The sequence below is a fragment of the Pseudomonas sp. PONIH3 genome (assembly GCF_002934345.1).
Taxonomy (GTDB): Bacteria; Pseudomonadota; Gammaproteobacteria; order Pseudomonadales; family Pseudomonadaceae; genus Aquipseudomonas; species Aquipseudomonas soli.
Window position 1 is genome coordinate 5,497,625 of the sequence record NZ_CP026386.1, and the last position, 16,296, is coordinate 5,513,920.

18 protein-coding genes are annotated in these 16,296 nt (G+C 63.6%); all 18 read left to right on the forward strand.

Annotated elements, in window-relative coordinates:
• Positions 1–100: 100 nt before the first annotated feature.
• The 18 genes from fliE to flhB all read left to right on the forward strand — a co-directional run bounded on the left by fliE (position 101) and on the right by flhB (position 15,515).
• Positions 101–433 carry a flagellar hook-basal body complex protein FliE gene (gene fliE, locus C3F42_RS25450; protein WP_104445083.1) on the forward strand — a complete coding sequence of 111 codons (333 nt, stop codon included), beginning with the start codon at positions 101–103 and terminating at the stop codon, positions 431–433.
• Between the two features lie 15 nt (positions 434–448).
• A complete protein-coding gene (gene fliF / locus C3F42_RS25455) occupies positions 449–2,227 on the forward strand; it encodes a flagellar basal-body MS-ring/collar protein FliF (protein WP_104445084.1) in 1,779 nt (592 codons plus the stop codon).
• On the forward strand, positions 2,220–3,239 hold the full coding sequence (fliG, locus tag C3F42_RS25460) for a flagellar motor switch protein FliG (protein WP_028692791.1): 1,020 nt from the start codon (positions 2,220–2,222) through the stop codon (positions 3,237–3,239). Before fliF ends, fliG begins: the two co-directional genes overlap by 8 nt.
• A gap of 105 nt (positions 3,240–3,344) precedes the next feature.
• Positions 3,345–4,118, forward strand: a complete 774-nt coding sequence (gene fliH / locus C3F42_RS25465; RefSeq protein ID WP_104445085.1) for a flagellar assembly protein FliH — start codon at positions 3,345–3,347, stop codon at positions 4,116–4,118.
• The gene (gene fliI / locus C3F42_RS25470; RefSeq protein ID WP_104445086.1) at positions 4,108–5,463 is read left to right on the forward strand and encodes a flagellar protein export ATPase FliI; all 1,356 of its coding nucleotides are present in this window, start codon (positions 4,108–4,110) and stop codon (positions 5,461–5,463) included. The genes fliH and fliI overlap by 11 nt, the downstream gene beginning before the upstream one ends.
• A gap of 6 nt (positions 5,464–5,469) precedes the next feature.
• Positions 5,470–5,922, forward strand: a complete 453-nt coding sequence (gene fliJ, locus C3F42_RS25475; protein ID WP_104445087.1) for a flagellar export protein FliJ — start codon at positions 5,470–5,472, stop codon at positions 5,920–5,922.
• Between the two features lie 214 nt (positions 5,923–6,136).
• Entirely contained in the window at positions 6,137–6,442 is a 306-nt protein-coding gene (locus C3F42_RS25480; RefSeq protein WP_104445088.1) for an STAS domain-containing protein, read from the forward strand.
• Between the two features lie 8 nt (positions 6,443–6,450).
• The gene (locus tag C3F42_RS25485) at positions 6,451–8,142 is read left to right on the forward strand and encodes a fused response regulator/phosphatase (protein ID WP_104445089.1); all 1,692 of its coding nucleotides are present in this window, start codon (positions 6,451–6,453) and stop codon (positions 8,140–8,142) included.
• Positions 8,143–8,237: 95 nt separating this feature from the next.
• Positions 8,238–8,534, forward strand: a complete 297-nt coding sequence (locus C3F42_RS25490) for an Hpt domain-containing protein (protein ID WP_104445340.1) — start codon at positions 8,238–8,240, stop codon at positions 8,532–8,534.
• A gap of 73 nt (positions 8,535–8,607) precedes the next feature.
• Entirely contained in the window at positions 8,608–9,945 is a 1,338-nt protein-coding gene (locus C3F42_RS25495; RefSeq protein ID WP_104445090.1) for a flagellar hook-length control protein FliK, read from the forward strand.
• 160 nt (positions 9,946–10,105) lie between these two features.
• Positions 10,106–10,603 (forward strand): flagellar basal body-associated protein FliL, encoded by a 498-nt coding sequence (gene fliL, locus C3F42_RS25500; protein ID WP_104445091.1) that lies wholly within the window; start codon positions 10,106–10,108, stop codon positions 10,601–10,603.
• Between the two features lie 10 nt (positions 10,604–10,613).
• On the forward strand, positions 10,614–11,582 hold the full coding sequence (fliM, locus tag C3F42_RS25505) for a flagellar motor switch protein FliM (RefSeq protein ID WP_104445092.1): 969 nt from the start codon (positions 10,614–10,616) through the stop codon (positions 11,580–11,582).
• Between the two features lie 46 nt (positions 11,583–11,628).
• The gene (gene fliN / locus C3F42_RS25510) at positions 11,629–12,087 is read left to right on the forward strand and encodes a flagellar motor switch protein FliN (protein WP_104445341.1); all 459 of its coding nucleotides are present in this window, start codon (positions 11,629–11,631) and stop codon (positions 12,085–12,087) included.
• The gene (gene fliO, locus C3F42_RS25515; RefSeq protein ID WP_094012453.1) at positions 12,088–12,540 is read left to right on the forward strand and encodes a flagellar biosynthetic protein FliO; all 453 of its coding nucleotides are present in this window, start codon (positions 12,088–12,090) and stop codon (positions 12,538–12,540) included.
• Positions 12,540–13,295: a flagellar type III secretion system pore protein FliP gene (gene fliP / locus C3F42_RS25520; protein WP_046854685.1), complete on the forward strand. Its 756-nt coding sequence runs from the start codon at positions 12,540–12,542 to the stop codon at positions 13,293–13,295. Before fliO ends, fliP begins: the two co-directional genes overlap by 1 nt.
• 21 nt (positions 13,296–13,316) lie before the next feature.
• On the forward strand, positions 13,317–13,586 hold the full coding sequence (gene fliQ, locus C3F42_RS25525; protein ID WP_046854686.1) for a flagellar biosynthesis protein FliQ: 270 nt from the start codon (positions 13,317–13,319) through the stop codon (positions 13,584–13,586).
• Between the two features lie 7 nt (positions 13,587–13,593).
• Positions 13,594–14,370, forward strand: a complete 777-nt coding sequence (gene fliR, locus C3F42_RS25530) for a flagellar biosynthetic protein FliR (protein WP_094012454.1) — start codon at positions 13,594–13,596, stop codon at positions 14,368–14,370.
• Between the two features lie 2 nt (positions 14,371–14,372).
• Entirely contained in the window at positions 14,373–15,515 is a 1,143-nt protein-coding gene (gene flhB, locus C3F42_RS25535; RefSeq protein ID WP_094012455.1) for a flagellar biosynthesis protein FlhB, read from the forward strand.
• Positions 15,516–16,296: the final 781 nt, after the last annotated feature.

Consider the following 16,296-nt stretch of genomic DNA (forward strand, 5'->3'; position numbering starts at 1 on the left):
GTTTTGAATAGTCCCTGGGCTGGCTGGCACTCCTCTTGCTAGTTCCAGCTCATTCGCTGCATGAGTGTCAAAAAAATGCGGCCGCCGGAGAGAGAAGTCCATGACCCAAGGTGTTGAATTCAATCGTCTGATGTTGGACATGCGTGCCATGCAGGCCGATGCCATGTCCCTGCCCAAGGTGGCTGCCGCGCCCGAGTTGGCGCCAGGGCAGAGCAGTTTTGCCGACATGCTCGGCCAGGCCATTGGCAAGGTGCATGAGACGCAGCAGGCGTCCACCCAACTGGCCAATGCCTTCGAGATCGGCAAGAGCGGTGTCGACCTGACCGATGTGATGATTGCCTCGCAGAAAGCCTCCGTGTCGTTCCAGGCCCTGACCCAGGTGCGCAACAAGCTGGTACAGGCGTACCAGGACATCATGCAGATGCCGGTATAAGGGCGAGAGTGAGTCATGGCCGAAGCAGTCGTCGATAACGCCCCCGCCAAAAGTGGCCCGCCAGCCGCCAAGCCGCCGCTGTTCGGCATGGCGTTCCTGGAAAACATCTCGCAGATGCCCATGCTGCGTCAGGTTGGCCTGCTGGTCGGCCTGGCCGCGAGCGTGGCCATCGGCTTTGCCGTGGTGCTCTGGTCGCAGCAGCCGGACTACCGGCCGCTGTACGGCAGCCTGGCGGGCATGGACACCAAGCAGGTGATCGATACCCTGGCCTCGGCCGACATTCCCTACCGCGTGGAGCCCAACTCCGGCGCGCTGCTGGTCAAGGCCGACGACCTCTCCCGTGCGCGCCTGAAACTCGCCGCCGCCGGCGTGGCCCCCAGCGACGGCAACGTCGGCTTCGAGCTGCTCGACAAGGACCAGGGGCTGGGTACCAGCCAGTTCATGGAAGCCACCCGCTACCGCCGTGGCCTGGAAGGCGAGCTGGCACGCACCGTTTCGAGCCTGAACAATGTCAAGGCCGCCCGCGTGCACCTGGCGATTCCGAAAAGCTCGGTGTTCGTCCGTGACGAACGCAAGCCCAGCGCCTCGGTGCTGGTCGAACTGTATCCGGGGCGCGCCCTGGAGGCCGGCCAGGTAATGGCCATCGTCAACCTGGTGGCGACCAGCGTGCCGGAACTGGACAAGTCCCAGGTGACCGTGGTCGACCAGAAGGGCAATCTGCTCTCCGATCAGTTGCAGGACACCGCCCTGACCATGGCCGGCAAGCAGTTCGACTACAGCCGCCGCATGGAAGGCCTGCTCACCCAGCGCGTGCATAACATCCTGCAGCCGGTGCTGGGCAACGACCGTTATAAAGCCGAGGTGTCGGCCGATGTCGACTTCAGCGCCGTCGAGTCCACCTCCGAGCAGTTCAACCCGGATCAACCTGCCCTGCGCAGCGAGCAGTCGGTCAACGAACAGCGTGCCAGCAGCCAGGGTCCGCAGGGTGTGCCGGGCGCGCTGAGCAACCAGCCGCCGGCCGGCGCCTCCGCGCCCGAAAATGCCAAGGCCACCGCTACCCCGGCCGGCGCCATCCAGCCTGGTCAGCCGCTGGTGGACGCCAACGGCCAGCAGATCATGGACCCGGCCACCGGCCAGCCAATGCTGGCTCCGTACCCGAGTGACAAGCGCCAGCAAAGCACCAAGAACTTCGAGCTGGACCGCTCCATCAGCCACACTCGCCAGCAGCAGGGTCGCCTGACCCGCCTGTCGGTGGCAGTGGTGGTGGACGACCAGGTCAAGCTGGACGCCGCCAGCGGCGAAGCCACCCGCACCCCATGGGGCGCCGAGGACCTGGCGCGCTTCACCCGCCTGGTGCAGGACGCGGTGGGCTTCGATGCCAGCCGCGGCGACAGCGTCACCGTGATCAACGTGCCGTTCGCCGCCGACCGTGGCGACGAGCTGGGCGACATTCCGTTCTACTCGCAGCCGTGGTTCTGGGACATCGTCAAGCAGGTGCTGGGCGTGCTGTTCATCCTGGTACTGGTGTTCGGCGTGCTGCGTCCGGTGCTCAACAACATCACAGGTGGCGGCAAGCAGGCGGCCACGGATAGCGACATGGAGCTGGGCGGCATGATCGGTCTGGATGGCGAACTGGCCAACGACCGCGTCAGCCTGGGTGGCCCGACAAGCATTCTGTTGCCAAGCCCGAGCGAGGGTTACGAGGCACAGCTCAACGCAATCAAGGGCCTGGTGGCCGAGGACCCGGGCCGCGTGGCCCAGGTCGTGAAAGAGTGGATCAACGCCGATGAGTGACAATCGAGCCATTACCGCCAAGCTGAGCCGCGTCGACAAGGCGGCCATCCTCCTGCTCTCGCTCGGCGAGACCGATGCCGCGCAGGTGCTGCGCCACATGGGGCCCAAGGAAGTGCAGCGGGTCGGTGTGGCCATGGCGCAGATGGGCAACGTCCATCGCGAGCAGGTCGAACAGGTGATGAGCGAGTTCGTCGAGATCGTCGGCGACCAGACCAGCCTGGGCGTCGGCTCCGACGGCTACATCCGCAAGATGCTCAACCAGGCGTTGGGCGAGGACAAGGCCAACGGCCTGATCGACCGCATCCTGCTCGGTGGCAACACCAGTGGCCTGGACAGCCTCAAGTGGATGGAGCCGCGCGCCGTGGCCGACGTCATCCGCTACGAGCACCCGCAGATCCAGGCCATCGTGGTCGCCTATCTCGACCCCGACCAGGCCGGCGAGGTGCTGAGCAACTTCGACCACAAGGTACGCCTGGACATCGTCTTGCGCGTGTCGTCGCTCAACACCGTGCAGCCGGCGGCGCTCAAGGAACTGAACCAGATCCTCGAGAAGCAGTTCTCGGGCAACTCCAACGCCGCGCGTACCACCTTGGGTGGCATCAAGCGCGCCGCCGACATCATGAACTTCCTCGACAGCTCCGTGGAAGGTGCGCTGATGGACGCGATCCGCGAGATCGACAGCGACCTGTCGGAGCAGATCGAAGACCTGATGTTCGTCTTCAACAACCTGGCCGATGTCGACGACCGTGGTATCCAGGCGCTGTTGCGCGAGGTGTCCTCGGACGTGCTGGTGGTGTCGCTCAAGGGTGCCGACGAGCGGGTAAAGGACAAGATCTTCAAGAACATGTCCAAGCGTGCGTCCGAGCTGCTGCGCGACGACCTGGAGGCCAAGGGGCCGGTGCGGGTCAGCGACGTGGAAACGGCGCAGAAGGAAATCCTCACCATCGCCCGCCGCATGGCCGAGGCCGGCGAGATCGTGCTTGGCGGCAAGGGCGCCGAGGAAATGATTTAAGCGGCAAGTCTCAAGCGGCAAGCAACAAGAAACGGCGGACCTAGCGAGGGCTGCCTTTTCTTGCTGCTCGAAGCTTGATGCTTGTCGCTAAAGAGGTTTTTGAGCATGTCCACCACCGAACACCCCAGCGACCTGATCCGCGCCCGCGACCTCGAGGGCGTCGACGTGTGGGCGTTGCCCAGCTTCGATCCGCAGCCAGAGCCTGAACCTGAGCCCGAGCCGGAAGTCATCGAGGACGAAGTCGAAGAGGTGCCGCTGGATGAAGTCCAGCCACTGACCCTCGAGGAGCTCGAGGCCATCCGCCAGGAGGCCTACAACGAAGGCTTCGCCACCGGTGAGCGGGAGGGCTTCCACAGCACCCAGCTGAAGGTGCGCCAGGAGGCTGAAGTGGCTTTGGCGGCCAAGTTGGCCAGCCTCGAGCAGGTCATGGGCCACTTGCTCGAGCCAATCGCCGAACAGGACACCCAGATCGAAAAGGCGCTGGTGCAACTGGTGGCGGGCATGACGCGCCAGGTCATCGGCCGCGAGCTGCGCGGCGACTCCAGCCAGATCACCCATGTCCTGCGTGAAGCGCTGAAACTGCTGCCGATGGGTGCCGACAATATCCGCATCCACCTCAACCCCCAGGACTTCGAGCTGGCCAAGGCCCTGCGCGAGCGTCACGAGGAAAACTGGAAGCTGCTCGAGGACGAGGCGCTGCTGCCAGGTGGCTGTCGCATCGAAACCGCCCATAGCCGCATCGACGCGACCATGGAAACGCGGATCGACAAGGCCATCGCGCAATTGTTCGACCAATCCCATGACCAGGCGCTGCACCCGGCGGCGCCGGACATCTCGATCGAACTTCACGCCGCCCAGGATCAAGCCGATGCGCCTTGATCGCACCAGTTTCGGCAAGCGCCTGGAAGGCTACGCCGACGCGGTGAAGCTGCCCGAGCAGCCGATCGTCGAAGGTCGCCTGCTGCGCATGGTCGGCCTTACCCTCGAGGCCGAAGGCTTGCGCGCGGCGGTGGGTAGCCGCTGCCTGGTGATCAACGACGACAGCTACCATCCGGTGCAGGTCGAGGCCGAGGTTATGGGCTTTGCCGGTAGCAAGGTGTTCCTCATGCCGGTCGGCAGTATCGTCGGCCTGGCGCCGGGTGCGCGAGTGGTGCCGCTGGACGACAGCGGTCGCCTGCCCATGGGCATGAGCATGCTTGGCCGGGTGCTCGATGGCGCCGGGCGCGCGCTGGACGGCAAGGGCGGCATGAAGGCCGAGGATTGGGTGCCGATGGATGGGCCGATCATCAACCCGCTCAACCGCGACCCGATCAGCCAGCCGTTGGACGTGGGCATCCGCAGCATCAACGGCCTGCTCACCGTTGGCCGTGGCCAGCGCCTGGGCCTGTTCGCCGGTACCGGGGTCGGTAAATCGGTGCTGCTGGGCATGATGACGCGCTTTACCGAGGCTGAGATCATCGTGGTTGGGCTGATCGGTGAACGGGGCCGCGAGGTCAAGGAGTTCATCGAGCACATCCTTGGCGAGGAGGGGCTCAAGCGCTCGGTGGTGGTGGCATCGCCCGCGGACGACGCGCCGCTGATGCGGTTGCGCGCGGCCATGTACTGTACGCGTATTGCCGAGTATTTCCGCGACAAGGGCAAAAATGTCCTGTTGCTGATGGATTCGCTGACCCGTTTCGCCCAGGCCCAGCGCGAGATCGCCCTGGCCATCGGCGAGCCCCCGGCCACCCGTGGTTACCCGCCTTCGGTGTTCGCCAAGCTGCCCAAGCTGGTGGAGCGTGCCGGCAACGGCGAGCCGGGGGGCGGTTCGATCACGGCCTTCTACACGGTGCTGTCCGAAGGCGACGATCAGCAGGACCCGATCGCCGACTCGGCGCGGGGTGTGCTCGACGGTCACTTCGTGCTGTCCCGGCGCTTGGCCGAGGAAGGGCATTACCCCGCCATCGACATCGAGGCCTCGATCAGCCGGGTCATGCCCCAGGTGGTCGATCCGGACCATCTGCGCCAGGCGCAGAAGTTCAAGCAGTTGTGGTCGCGCCTGTCGCAGAGCCGCGACCTGATCAGCGTCGGTGCCTATGTGGCGGGTGGCGATCCGGAAACCGACCTGGCCATCGCCCTGCAGCCCAAGCTGGTGGACTTCCTGCGCCAGCGCCTGGATGAAAACGTCGGCATGGCGCAGAGCCGTGAAGAACTGGCCGCGGTGTTCGCGCCGCCGGCGGGCTGATAGGCCATGGCCCAGCCCAGCCGAGCCGCGCGCCTGGCGCCGGTGGTGGAGATGGCCGAGGAGGCTGAGCGCAAGGCTGCCCAGCGCCTGGGGCATTTCCAGAAGCTGCTCGGTGATGCCCAGGCCAAGCTGGCCGAGCTCGAGAGTTTTCGCGAGGCCTACCAGCAGCAGTGGATCAACCGAGGCTCGCAAGGGGTCGACGGTAACTGGCTGGTCAACTATCAGCGCTTCCTCGGGCAGCTGGAAACAGCGATGACCCAGCAGCGTCAAAGCATGGCCTGGCACCAGACCAACCTCAATAACGCGCGCAATACCTGGCAGCAGACCTATGCCCGGGTCGAAGGGCTGCGCAAGCTGGTGCAGCGGTATATGGACGAGGCGCGCCGGGCCGAGGACAAGCGCGAGCAGAAACTGCTCGACGAACTGTCCCAGCGCTTGCCACGCCAAGGGCATATCTAGCGGCGTCCTTTGTCGGCGCAACTGCCTTGCTGGCATTTCTCGATCTAGCGCGATTCCTGTAGGAGCGGCTTTAGCCGCGAACACCGGCGCAGCCGGTGCCAGGCACGGTGTTGCCTGGTTCGCCAGCAAGGCTGGCTCCTACAGCTTGCGGGGTGCTTGGCTGGCTGCTAAACCTTCAGGAGCTGCATTCGCCATTATCGAAGGAATCGCTCGTATGGCAGTCGAAACTGATTTCTCACAGGACGGGAAAAAACTGACGATCAAGGTCAAGGGTCGTTTCGATTTCGGCAAGCATCAGGAGTTTCGGGACGCCTACGAGCGCCAGCGCCCGCGCCCGGACTCGGTGGTGGTCGACCTCAAGGAGGCCACCTACCTCGACAGCTCGGCGCTGGGGATGTTGTTGCTGCTGCGCGACCATGTCGGCGGCGAGGAGTCGGATATCCGCGTGGTCCACGCCAGCCCGGATGTGCGCAAGATCCTGGCCATTTCCAATTTCGAAAAACTGTTCGACATCAGTTGAGTGTCATCATGCCTGCCGAACAGGCGTTGACCGTGCTGGTGGCCGAGGACGGTGCCGCCGATCGCCTGTTGCTTGCGCAGATCGTCCGCCGTCAAGGCCATGAGGTGCTCACCGCGGAAAACGGCGAGCAGGCGGTTGCGCTGTTTGCCGAGCGGCGCCCGCAACTGGTGTTGCTGGACGCCCTGATGCCGGTGATGGACGGTTTCGAGGCGGCGCGGCGGATCAAGGCGTTGGCCGGCGATGCGCTGGTGCCGATCATCTTTCTCACCTCGCTCAACGAGGAGCAGGCGCTGGTGCGTTGTCTCGAGGCCGGGGGCGATGACTTCATGGCCAAGCCCTACAGCGCGGTGATCCTCGGCGCCAAGATCCGCGCCATGGACCGCTTGCGCCGGCTGCAGACCACGGTGCTCGAGCAGCGCGACCAGATCACCCGGCACCACCATCACCTGCTCAACGAGCAGCGGGTGGCCAAGGCGGTGTTCGATAAGGTCGCCCATGCCGGTTGCCTGAATGCCTCGAACATCCGCTACCTGCAATCGCCTTATGCGCTGTTCAATGGCGACCTGCTGCTGGCCGCGTTCACGCCGTCTGGCGACATGCATGTGCTGCTCGGCGACTTCACCGGCCACGGCTTGCCCGCCGCGGTGGGCGCCATGCCCCTGGCCGAGGTGTTCTACGGCATGACCGCCAAGGGCTACGGCCTAGTCGAGACATTGCGCGAGATGAACGCCAAGCTCAAGCGCATCCTGCCCGTGGACATGTTCTGTTGCGCGCTGTTGCTCAACCTGAGTTTCCAGCGCGCCACGGTCGAGGTGTGGAATGGCGGGATGCCCGATGGCTACCGCTTGTCCGCTGCGGGCGAGGTGCTGGCGGTGTTGCCATCGCGGCATCTGCCGCTGGGTATCCTGAGTGCCGAGCAGTTCGACGACAGCACCGAGGTCATGCCGCTGGCGGCTGGCGAGCGGCTGTTCCTGTTGTCCGATGGCGTGGTCGATAGCGCTGATGCCCAGGAGCGGCTGTTCGGCGTGCAGCGCTTGCGTGAGGTGTTGGCGAGCAATCGCCAGCCGGCCTGCCTGTTCGACGAGGTCATGCAGGCGTTGGCGTGTTTCGGCGGCCAGGCGCGCGATGACATCAGCCTGTGCGATATTCGCATGCTCGGGCCTGGGCAGGTGGTCGCGCCGGCGGTGGTCTACTCCGACAGCGGGCGTTCCAGCCCGCTGGACTGGTCGCTGCGTTTCGAGTTGCGTGGCGAGAGTTTGCGGCGTTTCAACCCCGTGCCTTACCTGGTGCAACTGCTGCAAGAGATCCATGGCCTGCGGCCCAGCAGCGGCCAATTGCACAATGTGCTCAGCGAGTTGTACTCCAATGCCCTCGAGCACGGTGTGCTAGGGCTGAATTCACGGCTCAAGCGAGACGCGCAGGGGTTCGCGGAGTACTATCGCCAGCGCGCCGAGCGCTTGGCGGGGCCGCTCGCAGGCTTCGTCAGCATTGACTTGCGGGTGGAACCGCAGGGAGACGGAGGGCGTCTGATGATTGAAGTCCGGGACAGTGGCAGCGGCTTCGATGTGGCGCAGGTGCTGGCCGATAGTCCGGCTGACCGCGGTTTCAGCGGTCGAGGGCTGAGCCTGGTGCGACGCCTGGTGAGCCAGGCCCGCTGGTTGGAGGGTGGGCGCGTGGCGCAGGTGGAATTTGAATGGTGAATGGGTGCGGGCTCCGGTGTAATCAGGCTTGATCAGGGAGTGAGCAAGTGGACGTGAAAATCGATCAAAAGGTGCTGAGTGACCTTCAGGAGGTCATGGAAGATGGCTACCCGCAGTTGCTGGAAACCTTTCTGGAGGATTCCGAGCGGCGTCTGAGCCAGTTGCATGAGGCCAAGGATGCGAGTGAGCTCGGGATGGCGGCACACAGTTTCAAAGGTAGCAGCAGCAATATGGGTGCCATGGGGTTGGCTGATCTGTGCCAGCAGCTTGAAGAGCGTGTTCGCCAGCAGCCACTGTATGGCATCGAGGACCTGATCAATCGCATCGATAAGGAATACCTTGAGGTGCAGCGCTTCTATCGTGGCGAGCGACAACGAATTTCCGCGCAATAGCGAAAACTTGGCGCGAGTCTTGCTTTTCCTGCTCCAGATGTGATTTTTCAGTTTCTGGCGCGGAGACCTTTCAATGCCTGTCGCACCCAATCCATTGTTGCAAGCCGGCCTGCTGAGCAAGGCCCCGCGCCCGGCTGTCGGCACTGCGGACAAGCCGCAGCAGGCTGCGCCCGAGCCGGGTGCTGGCTTCGACAAGGTCATGGCCAATCAGGGGCGTGACAGTGTGCCGGGGCGTGACGACAAGACCGCGCCAGGCAAGAAGCGCGACGCGGCGGAGCCTGCCGCCGACGGCAAGTCGGGCGGCAGCAGTGCGCCGACGGTTGCCGATGACGGCAAGCGCTTGCCATCCACTATCAAGCCGCTACCCGCCAGCGACAGCGACGACGGCGAAGCAACCGCACCGCTCGACGCCAGCCTGGTGGCCGGGCAGGTAACCGATGCCCAGCCGGGGGCGCAGTTGCTCCAGGCCCAGGCCGAGGCCGTGGCGCCGGTATTGCAGGCGGCGGTGCAGCCGCCATTGCAGCCGGCGCCTGCGCCGGTACCGGCGACGCTCGGCGCGGTGGACGAGGCGACCAAGGCCGCGTTCGACCCTGAAGCCGACCCGCTGGCCGACATGCCGACCCTGCGCCTGGCGCTCGAGCAGGACGCCCAGGCCAAGGGCACGACCTCGGTCCATGCGGTAAGCCCGCGCAGTGAGCCTAGTCAGCAACCCGCCGACCCGACCAACGTTGCCGTCAATACCTTGGCGAATCTCGCTGACAAGGGCGAAGCAGAGGCGGGGCATGCCGAGCACGGCGACAAGGCGTTCGCCGGCCTGCTCGACGACGGTCTCAAGGATATCAAGGGCGCCAGCAGCGATACGCGGGTCGATGACTTCGCCAATCGTCTGGCCAACCTCAGCCAGGCGGTGACCGCCAAGGTCGCCAATGCCGCGCCGGTCAACCCGAGCCCGCTGCAGCAGCCGTTGGCGATGAACCAGGGGGCCTGGACCGAGGGTCTGGTCAACCGGGTGATGTACCTGTCCAGCCAGAACCTCAAGTCGGCGGACATCCAGCTTGAGCCTGCTGAGCTGGGGCGCCTGGACATTCGCGTCAATGTCGCGGCGGACCAGTCGACGCAGATTCACTTCGTCAGCGGTCACGCCGGTGTGCGTGATGCGCTCGACAGCCAGGTGCACCGTCTGCGCGAGTTATTCACCCAGCAGGGCCTGGCCCAGCCGGATGTCAGCGTCGCCGACCAGTCTCGCGGCCAGCAGCAACAGCAGGCGCAGCAGGGTGGATCGAGCAACCTGTCGGGCGTCGCCGCGCGGCGTGCCGAGGCGGGCGCCGAGGGCGGCGAAGTGGCCGGTGCTGTGGGCCCGGTAGAGCAACAGATGGTGGTGGGCGACAGCGCGGTCGACTACTACGCCTGATGTTCCACGGCTTTGTGCCCACGCCCCTGCAGGAGCGGCCTTGCGCGACACAAGGCCGCTCCTGCAGGGGCGCGCAGTAAGCTTCTGACAAATCTGGCATAACACTTGCTCAAGCCACGTCATCCTTCTTTGAAACCGCGATGGACGACGGATTATTGGCATGGCGAAGAGCGACGCAGTGAAAGACCCCGCCACTAAAGGCAAACTCAAGCTGATCCTGCTGCTGGTGCTGGCCCTGCTCCTGGCGGTCGGTCTGTCGGTGGGCGCAACCTGGTTCTTCATGCACAAGAGCGAGTCGGCGCCCGCGGCAGATGCAGCCCAGAGCAACGTCAAGGCGGCGGCGATCTACGAGCCCCTGGCACCGGCCTTCGTGGTCAACTTCAACCAGAATGGCCGTCAGCGCTACATGCAGGTGAGCATCACCATGCAGGGGCGCAGCCAGGCTGATCTCGACGCGCTGAAAGTGCACATGCCGGTGATCCGCAACAACCTGGTGATGATGTTCTCCGGCCAGGGCTTCGATACCCTCGCCAGCAGCGCGGTCGGCCAAGAGATGCTGCGCCAGAAAGCCACCGCGGTGGTGCAGGAAGTGGCTCAGAAAGAAGTCGGCAGGCCGGTCGTCGACCAGCTGCTGTTCACCAATTTCGTATTGCAGTAGGAGCACATAGATGGCCGTGCAGGACCTGCTGTCCCAGGATGAGATCGACGCCCTGCTGCATGGGGTGGACGATGGGCTGGTACAAACCGAAAGTGCCGCCGAACCCGGCAGCATCAAGAGCTACGACCTGACTAGTCAGGATCGTATCGTCCGGGGGCGCATGCCGACCCTGGAAATGATCAACGAGCGGTTCGCCCGTTATACGCGCATCAGCATGTTCAACCTGCTGCGGCGCTCCGCCGACGTGGCGGTGGGCGGCGTGCAGGTGATGAAGTTCGGCGAGTACGTGCATTCGCTGTATGTGCCGACCAGCCTGAACCTGGTCAAGATCAAGCCGTTGCGCGGCACCGCGCTGTTCATCCTCGACGCCAAGCTGGTGTTCAAGCTGGTGGACAACTTCTTCGGTGGCGACGGCCGCCACGCCAAGATCGAGGGGCGTGAATTCACCCCGACCGAGCTGCGCGTGGTGCGCATGGTCCTGGACCAGTGCTTCGTCGACCTCAAGGAAGCCTGGCAGGCGATCATGCCGGTCAACTTCGAGTACATCAACTCCGAGGTCAACCCGGCCATGGCCAACATCGTCGGCCCCAGCGAGGCCGTGGTGGTTTCGACCTTCCACATCGAACTCGATGGCGGTGGCGGCGACCTGCACGTGACCATGCCGTACTCGATGATCGAGCCGGTGCGTGAAATGCTCGATGCCGGCTTCCAGTCCGACCTGGACGACCAGGATGAGCGCTGGGTAAAGGCGCTGCGCGAGGATGTGCTGGACGTCAATGTGCCGCTGTCGGCCACTGTTGCCCGCCGTCAGCTCAAGCTGCGCGACATCCTGCACATGCAGCCAGGCGATGTGATCCCGGTGGAGCTCCCCGAGCACCTGGTGCTGCGCGCCAATGGCGTGCCGTCGTTCAAGGCGCGGCTGGGTTCGCACAAGGGCACCCTGTCGCTGCAGATCATCGACCCGATCGAACGCCGCTGACGGCGTGCCGGTCGCTCTAACGTATTGAATGCCTGTCGAGGAAATCATGGCTAACGAAAACGAGATCACTTCTCCCGAGGAACAGGCTCTGGCCGATGAGTGGGCCGCGGCTCTGGAAGAGACCGGTGATGCCGGTCAGTCCGATATCGACGCGCTGCTGGCTGCCGACGCCTCGGGTACCGGCCGCCTGCCGATGGAAGAGTTCGCAAGCTCCCCCAAGCCCAACGAGAATGTCAGCCTCGAAGGTCCCAACCTCGATGTGATCCTGGATATTCCGGTGAGCATCTCGATGGAAGTGGGCAGCACCGAAATCAACATCCGCAACCTGCTGCAACTCAACCAGGGTTCGGTGATCGAGCTTGATCGCCTCGCCGGCGAGCCGCTGGATGTGCTGGTCAACGGCACGCTGATCGCCCATGGCGAGGTCGTGGTGGTCAACGAGAAGTTCGGCATTCGCCTGACCGACGTGATCAGCCCCAGCGAACGTATCAAGAAGTTGCGCTGAGTGAAGCGCATGGTGCGGGCCATGCTGGCCCTTGGCACGTTGCTGGCTAGTGAGGTGGTGATCGCCGCTGCCGAGCCGGTAACCGTGCCGGCTGCGGCGCCTGCCCCTGGCGGCTTCGGCGCGCAGCTGGCGCAAACCGTATTCGGCCTGCTGGTGGTCGTCGGCCTGATCTTTTTCCTGGGCTGGTTGCTGCGGCGCATGCAGGGTTCGGTGCAGCGGGGCGCTCCGGTCATCGAGATCGTCGGCACCCGTGCCATTGGCCCGCGCGACCGGCTGCTGCTGATCCAGGTGGGCAAGGAGCAGATTCTCATTGGCCATACCCCTGGCAGCATCGAGGCGTTGCATGTGCTGGCCGAGCCTGTCGACGTGCCCGCCGATGCGCGCCAGGCCACGCCGGAATTCGCCCAGCGGCTGCTTGAGCTGATGGGCAAGGATCAGAAGGACAAGAAGTGATGACCGGCGCACTGCGCTTACTGTTGACGCTGGCGCTGCTGCTGGCTGCACCGCTGGCCCTGGCTGCCGACCCGTTGTCCATCCCGGCCATCACCCTGTCCAATGGCGCGGACGGGCAGCAGGAGTATTCGGTCAGCCTGCAGATTCTGCTGATCATGACGGCGCTGAGCTTCATCCCGGCGTTCGTCATCCTGATGACCAGCTTTACCCGCATCATCATCGTCTTCTCGATCCTGCGTCAGGCTCTGGGCCTGCAACAGACTCCCTCGAACCAGATCCTCACCGGCATGGCGCTGTTCTTGACCATGTTCATCATGGCGCCGGTGTTCGAGCGGGTGAACAAGGATGCCATCCAACCTTATCTGGCCGAGCAGATGACGGCCCAGCAGGCCATCGACAAGGCCCAGGGCCCGTTGAAGGACTTCATGCTGGCACAAACCCGGCAGAGCGACCTGGACCTGTTCATGCGCCTGTCCAAGCGCACCGATATCGCAGGCCCGGATCAGGTGCCGCTGACGATCCTGGTGCCGGCGTTCGTGACCTCCGAGCTCAAGACGGCGTTCCAGATCGGCTTCATGATCTTCATCCCGTTCCTGATCATCGACATGGTGGTCGCCAGTGTGCTGATGGCCATGGGCATGATGATGCTGTCGCCGCTGATCATTTCGTTGCCGTTCAAGATCATGCTGTTCGTGCTGGTCGATGGATGGGCGCTGATCATGGGCACCCTGGCGGGTAGTTTTGGCGGTGTCTGACGCCATCAAGGAGAGCCTTGCATGACACCTGAAGTCGCTGTCGACCTGTTCCGTGAAGCCTTGTGGATGACCTCCATGATGGTGGCTATCCTGGTGGTGCCGAGCCTGCTGGTCGGCCTGGTGGTGGCGATGTTCCAGGCGGCCACGCAGATCAACGAACAGACCCTGAGCTTCCTGCCGCGCCTGTTGGTGATGCTGGTCACGCTGATCATCGCCGGCCCTTGGCTTGTGCAGAAGTTCATGGAGTACTTCATTGGCCTGTACACCAGCATCCCGCAGTTGATCGGTTGACGCGGCCATGCTGGAGCTGACCGATACTCAGATCGGTACCTGGGTGGCTACCTTCATCCTGCCGTTGTTTCGGGTGACGGCGCTGCTGATGACCATGCCGATCTTTGGCACCAAGATGCTGCCGGCCCGGGTGCGGCTGTATGCGGCCTTGGCCATTACCGTGGTGATAGTGCCGGCGCTTCCGCCGTTGCCGCCGATAGACCCCTTGAGCCTGCACGGCGTGCTGTTGTGCGGCGAACAGGTGATCGTTGGGGCGTTGTTCGGGTTCTCCCTGCAGTTGCTGTTTCAGGCCTTCGTGATCGCGGGGCAGATCATTGCGATCCAGATGGGTATGGCGTTCGCCTCCATGATGGACCCGACCAACGGTGTCAACGTGGCGGTGGTCAGCCAGTTCATGACGATGCTGGTGAGCGTGTTGTTCCTGCTGATGAATGGCCACCTGGTGGCGTTCGAGATCCTCACCGAGAGCTTTACCACGCTGCCGGTGGGCAACGCTCTTGTGGTCAACCATTTCTGGGAGATGGCGGGGCGCCTTAGCTGGGTGCTGGGGGCGGGGTTGCTGTTGATCTTGCCGGCAATTGCATCGCTGCTGGTGGTCAACGTTGCGTTCGGGGTCATGACCCGCGCAGCCCCACAGTTGAACATCTTCTCCATCGGCTTCCCGCTGACACTGGTGTTGGGCCTGATCATTTTCTGGATCGGCCTGGCCGATATTCTTTCCCATTACCAGGCACTGGCCAGCGAAGCGCTGCAGTGGCTGCGTGAGCTGGCACGGGCGCGCTGAGCATGGCAGAGAGCGAGAGCGGTCAGGACAAGACAGAGGAACCCACCGACAAGCGCAAGAAAGACTCGCGCGAAAAGGGGGAGATTGCCCGTTCCAAGGAGCTGAACACCGTCGCGGTAACCTTGGCAGGCGCGGGTGCGCTGATGGCGTTCGGTGGCTACCTGGCCGAGACGTTGATGGCCTTGATGCGCATGAACTTCAGCCTTACGCGGGAGGTGCTGGTCGACGAGCGCAACATGGCGGCATTCCTGTTGGCCTCGGGCAAGATGGCCATCTGGGCTGTGCAGCCGGTACTGCTGCTGCTGTTCGTGATTTCATTCGTGGCGCCCATTGCGCTGGGAGGGTTCTTGTTCTCGGGCAGCTTGCTGCAGCCGAAGTTCAGCCGCATGAACCCGTTGTCGGGGATCAAGCGCATGTTCTCACTGAATGCGTTGACCGAACTGGTCAAGGCCATGGCCAAGTTCTTCATGATCCTGATCGTTGCCCTGGTCGTGCTGTCGGCGGACCGTCAGGCGTTGCTGGCGATTGCCAATGAGCCGCTCGAGCAGGCGATCATCCACTCGGTGCAGGTGGTGGGGTGGAGTGCGTTGTGGATGGCGGCGGGGCTGCTGTTGATTGCGGCGGCGGATGTGCCGTTCCAGCTTTGGCAGACGCACAAGAAAATGAAGATGACCAAGCAGGAAGTGAAGGACGAGTACAAGGACAGTGAGGGCAAGCCTGAGGTCAAGCAGCGTATCCGGCAGTTGCAGCGTGAGGCGTCGCAGCGGCGGATGATGGCGGCAGTGCCTGAGGCGGATGTGATCATCACCAACCCGACTCACTATGCGGTGGCGTTGCAATACGACCCTGAGAAGGGGGGTATGGCGCCGTTGCTGGTGGCCAAGGGCACCGATTTTGTCGCGCTGAAGATTCGTGAGATCGGGGCCGAGCACAATGTGCAGATACTCGAGTCGGCGGCCCTGGCGCGGGCTATCTACTACTCCACCGAGCTTGAGCAGGAGATCCCGGCGGGGTTGTACCTGGCGGTGGCGCAGGTATTGGCGTTTGTGTTCCAGGTTCGGCAGTACCGGGCGGGCAAGGGCAAGGCGCCTGAGCCTTTGAACAAGGATTTGCCGATTCCCGATGATTTGCAGCGTGATAGCTGAGTTTGTAGTTTGTAGTTTGTAGTTCGGAGTTCGGAGTTCGGAGTTCGGAGTTCGGAGTTTTCGGTTGTATTGGGGGTTGTGTGCGCATTCATTTGCGATGGCGACGCTTATTCACCTTTCCGCCCTTACGGCGGCCTACTTTGGTCTTGGCCAAAGTAGGCAAAGCCGCTCGCTCCATTCATACGGCCCCTACGCTTCGCTCCGGGGTTCCCTCGCTCCGGCCTTGCTCCCGGGAGGACCGCGCTGAACGCCCCATCCTGGGGCGCAGCGCTTGACGGGCATCCATGCCCGTCACCTCCCTCCGCAAGACCTGCGTTCGGCCTCCTGAAGTCGCGAAGGTACGAGCGGCGCCTGGGCTGGCGCAGCTGTCGCTAGTTGGAACGTAATTAATCTCTCGATTGTTTCACGGGGCAAGCCCGCTCCCACAGAGACGAATACTGCTTGACGTGAAATCAACGTGGGAGCGGGCTTGCTCCGCGATACGTCGGAACAGCCAATATATAACTAGCTGTCAAATAACCAAATTCGCATTTTCAGCTCTTGCTCTTGCTCTTGCTCTTGCTCTTGCTCTTGCTCTTGCTCTTGCTCTTGCTTCTAAGCGCACGATAGATCAGGCGCCACCAATTGCGACTTCAGGAGGCCGAGCGGAGTTCTTGCGTAGTGGGGCGACGGCCATGGATGGCCGTCGAGCGCTGCGGCCCAGGATGGGCCGTACAGCGCGGTACCCACGGGAGCAAGAACGGAGCGAGGGGACCCCGGAGCGAAGCGTAGGGGCCGGATG

What these genes read in the sequence shown, in the direction of transcription:
- fliE (WP_104445083.1), top strand. Translation starts at nt 101, where the DNA reads ATGACCCAAGGTGTTGAATTCAATCGTCTGATGTTGGACATGCGTGCC.
- fliF (WP_104445084.1), top strand. Translation starts at nt 449, where the DNA reads ATGGCCGAAGCAGTCGTCGATAACGCCCCCGCCAAAAGTGGCCCGCCA.
- fliG (WP_028692791.1), top strand. Translation starts at nt 2,220, where the DNA reads ATGAGTGACAATCGAGCCATTACCGCCAAGCTGAGCCGCGTCGACAAG.
- fliH (WP_104445085.1), top strand. Translation starts at nt 3,345, where the DNA reads ATGTCCACCACCGAACACCCCAGCGACCTGATCCGCGCCCGCGACCTC.
- fliI (WP_104445086.1), top strand. Translation starts at nt 4,108, where the DNA reads ATGCGCCTTGATCGCACCAGTTTCGGCAAGCGCCTGGAAGGCTACGCC.
- fliJ (WP_104445087.1), top strand. Translation starts at nt 5,470, where the DNA reads ATGGCCCAGCCCAGCCGAGCCGCGCGCCTGGCGCCGGTGGTGGAGATG.
- C3F42_RS25480 (WP_104445088.1), top strand. Translation starts at nt 6,137, where the DNA reads ATGGCAGTCGAAACTGATTTCTCACAGGACGGGAAAAAACTGACGATC.
- C3F42_RS25485 (WP_104445089.1), top strand. Translation starts at nt 6,451, where the DNA reads ATGCCTGCCGAACAGGCGTTGACCGTGCTGGTGGCCGAGGACGGTGCC.
- C3F42_RS25490 (WP_104445340.1), top strand. Translation starts at nt 8,238, where the DNA reads ATGGAAGATGGCTACCCGCAGTTGCTGGAAACCTTTCTGGAGGATTCC.
- C3F42_RS25495 (WP_104445090.1), top strand. Translation starts at nt 8,608, where the DNA reads ATGCCTGTCGCACCCAATCCATTGTTGCAAGCCGGCCTGCTGAGCAAG.
- fliL (WP_104445091.1), top strand. Translation starts at nt 10,106, where the DNA reads ATGGCGAAGAGCGACGCAGTGAAAGACCCCGCCACTAAAGGCAAACTC.
- fliM (WP_104445092.1), top strand. Translation starts at nt 10,614, where the DNA reads ATGGCCGTGCAGGACCTGCTGTCCCAGGATGAGATCGACGCCCTGCTG.
- fliN (WP_104445341.1), top strand. Translation starts at nt 11,629, where the DNA reads ATGGCTAACGAAAACGAGATCACTTCTCCCGAGGAACAGGCTCTGGCC.
- fliP (WP_046854685.1), top strand. Translation starts at nt 12,540, where the DNA reads ATGACCGGCGCACTGCGCTTACTGTTGACGCTGGCGCTGCTGCTGGCT.
- fliQ (WP_046854686.1), top strand. Translation starts at nt 13,317, where the DNA reads ATGACACCTGAAGTCGCTGTCGACCTGTTCCGTGAAGCCTTGTGGATG.
- fliR (WP_094012454.1), top strand. Translation starts at nt 13,594, where the DNA reads ATGCTGGAGCTGACCGATACTCAGATCGGTACCTGGGTGGCTACCTTC.
- flhB (WP_094012455.1), top strand. Translation starts at nt 14,373, where the DNA reads ATGGCAGAGAGCGAGAGCGGTCAGGACAAGACAGAGGAACCCACCGAC.